Origin of the sequence: Mesorhizobium sp. M2A.F.Ca.ET.039.01.1.1 (assembly GCF_003998035.1) — a bacterium.
Lineage (GTDB): Bacteria > Pseudomonadota > Alphaproteobacteria > Rhizobiales > Rhizobiaceae > Mesorhizobium.
The window spans coordinates 1-2,533 of record NZ_RZRY01000815.1 but is presented as its reverse complement, the minus strand read 5'-3'; the positions used below and the strand labels follow the sequence as shown (position 1 = coordinate 2,533).

Genomic DNA, 2,533 nt, shown 5'->3' with positions numbered 1-2,533 from the left:
GTGCTCACCCATGGAGGGCAGGAGCATGGCTGAAATCGCCTTCCACCGCTTCGCCGACGCATTTCAGCAGCGCCTCGATCAGCTCGGCTATTCGCTGCGCAAGGCCGAGGACGTCTGGCCGGAAACGGACCGGGCGATGCTGTCGCGCGCCATCAACGGCAAGACGCTGTCGGCCGGCAATTACCTCTTGCTCTGTGAATATGCGGGGCTCGACCCATACCTCTATCTCGGGCGCAATCAGCGTCGCCGAACGACGGTAAAAACCATTCTGAATCATATGGTTACACCATCTGACAAACGTGAAACGCGTGACGATATCGCGCGCATGAGGGTCAATTCCAGATGACACATTCCACCGAAAGCCTCGACCCGCATGTCAAGGCGATGCGCGACGCCGAGGACGATTCGGCGCGGGCCAATGTGCTGCTCACCGCGCCCGTCTTCACGCTGATGCGCTGGCGCACGACCTTCGTCACCTATTGCCGTCGCGCCGCCTTCCGCGAAGGCGAGCACTATCTCGACATGCTGGCCGAGACGCTGTCGAAGCCGCGTCATCGCGGCAATCTCGGCGGCACCATGCCGATGTCGGGCGCGACCTCGACGTTGCTCGGCGTGATCGAGCGGAGCGGCGACCATGGCTGAGCCGGCGCTGCGCAAATTGGACCGCGACCTGCCGCGCCTCGACATGTACGCGCCCGAACTGCGCGCGCGGCTGTTGGCGCAGCGCGCCGGCATCAAAGAACCGCGCGCCAAGCCGAAGCTGGTCGAAAAGCCACGGCCGGAAAGCGCGCAAGGCCTGATCATCGCCGCGCGCCAGATGCTGGCCGCTGCCGCCGCAGACCGTGAACTGGCCGCGCAGGCGCTGGCCGATGCCAGAATACAGGCCGCGACCATCATCGCAGAGGCCGAGGCGACGGCGCGCATCGTCATCTCAACCGGACCGGTTCTGCCGAGCGTTGCCGCAATCCAGAACGCCGTCGCCGAGCGCTACGGCATCAGCGTCAGCGCCATGCTCGGCCCCGGCGTCTCGAACGATCTCGTCGCTGCCCGCTACGAAGCCATCCGGCAGGCCCATGCGGCACGCCCTGACCTTTCGCCGGCTCGGCTCGGGCGCCTGTTTCGCCGCGACCGCACCATCATCATTCGCGCCATTGCCGGAAAGGGGCCAAAGCCGTGAACGCGCACACGCTCTCACCAGACGCCAAGCGCCTGCGCGAGATCAGGGCCGCGCTCGACTCGATCGCGCCGGCCGATTGGACGCGCGTGCACGACCAGAGCGGCGCCTTCATCGAGATGCGCGGCGCCATGGGCGAATTGTTCGTGCTGGCGCGCTTCGATGCCGGCGCGACCAATGAGGAAATGGCCTTCGCCACCGACGCGCCGGACATGGTGCGCTTTCTGCTGCGCCTGCTGGACAATTCGTTCCAGACCATCCGCAAGCTCAAGGGCACGCCGCCGGCCAACCAGGCGGCGGGCGAGCCGGCGGCGAACAAGAACTTCGCGGCCGAGTGCGCGCTGAAATGCCAGGACGCGCGCTTCAAGGTCTATCTCGAAGAGCGGCACGGGCTGGAACGGCCCCTGACGGATGACCGCGTGGCGCAGCGAGTTCGCTCGATCCTCGGCGTCCGGTCCCGCATCGAACTCAACACGGATGGCAGTGCGGCCGAAGCGTGGAAAGCGCTGCGGGCCGATTTCGCCGCATGGCTGAAGGCGCAGAGATGAACGCAGGATTTTTGCTTGATAACCGGATGACTGCTGTCCTTTTCGCCGGAATGGGTGGCGGCTGCGATGGGCTGGAGGATGCCGGCTTCCATGTCCATGTCGCCATCAACCATGATCCTGTGGCCGTGGCCGTGCACGAGCGCCGGCACCGCCATACACGACATCTGCGCTGCGATGTCTTCGAGGCTGATCCGCGACAGGTCACCAATGGCCGTGGCGTCCGCGTTCTGCATGCCTCTCCCGACTGCACGCATTTCTCGGTCGCCAAGGGCTCGAAGCCGGTCAGCAAGCGGCGGCGTTCGCTCGCATGGGTGATCTGCCGCTGGGCCGGCACCGTGCGGCCGGAAGTGATTACCATGGAAAACGTGCAGGAGATCACCACTTGGGGACCGCTTATCGCCAAGCGCGATCCGGCAACTGGCTGCGTGCTGAGGCTCGACGGCACAGTCGCGGCGAAGGGCGAGCGCGTTCCGGTGCAGGAGCAGTGGCTGATACCGGATCCTCGCCACAAGGGACGCATCTGGCGCGCCTGGCTAAAGCACTTGCGCGGCCTCGGCTACAGTTTCGAGCATCGTGTGCTGGTCTGCGCCGACTACGGTGTGCCGACGATTCGCAAGCGCTTCTTCGGCGTCGCCAAGGCCGACGGCGGGCCGATCTCATGGCCGGAGCGCACGCATGCGCCCCGCAAGGTCGCCAAGCAACTCGGGCTCAAGCCGTGGATTGGCGCGCATACCATCATCGACTGGTCGCTGCCGGTGAAATCGATCTTCGGCCGGAAGAAGCCCCTGGCCGACGCGACGCTGCGGCGCAC

Annotated in this window: 5 protein-coding genes; all 5 read left to right on the top strand. The window is 65.8% G+C overall.

Annotated elements, in window-relative coordinates:
• The coding region (locus EOA24_RS34120; protein WP_210213631.1) for a hypothetical protein at nucleotides 1–346 on the top strand (346 nt) is incomplete at its 5' end.
• On the top strand, nucleotides 343–642 hold the full coding sequence (locus EOA24_RS34115) for a hypothetical protein (protein WP_127410599.1): 300 nt from the start codon (nucleotides 343–345) through the stop codon (nucleotides 640–642). The genes EOA24_RS34120 and EOA24_RS34115, both read left to right, overlap by 4 nt.
• On the top strand, nucleotides 635–1,177 hold the full coding sequence (locus EOA24_RS34110) for a hypothetical protein (protein WP_127410598.1): 543 nt from the start codon (nucleotides 635–637) through the stop codon (nucleotides 1,175–1,177). The genes EOA24_RS34115 and EOA24_RS34110 overlap by 8 nt, the downstream gene beginning before the upstream one ends.
• Complete coding sequence (locus EOA24_RS34105; RefSeq protein ID WP_127410597.1) at nucleotides 1,174–1,722, top strand: hypothetical protein; 549 nt, start codon at nucleotides 1,174–1,176, stop codon at nucleotides 1,720–1,722. Before EOA24_RS34110 ends, EOA24_RS34105 begins: the two co-directional genes overlap by 4 nt.
• Before the next feature lie 26 nt (nucleotides 1,723–1,748).
• Nucleotides 1,749–2,533: DNA cytosine methyltransferase (locus tag EOA24_RS34100; protein ID WP_245501917.1), on the top strand; the 785-nt coding region annotated here is incomplete at its 3' end.

Excerpts from the sequence above, each read along its gene's own strand:
- EOA24_RS34115 (WP_127410599.1), top strand. The coding sequence starts at position 343 with ATGACACATTCCACCGAAAGCCTCGACCCGCATGTCAAGGCGATGCGC.
- EOA24_RS34110 (WP_127410598.1), top strand. The coding sequence starts at position 635 with ATGGCTGAGCCGGCGCTGCGCAAATTGGACCGCGACCTGCCGCGCCTC.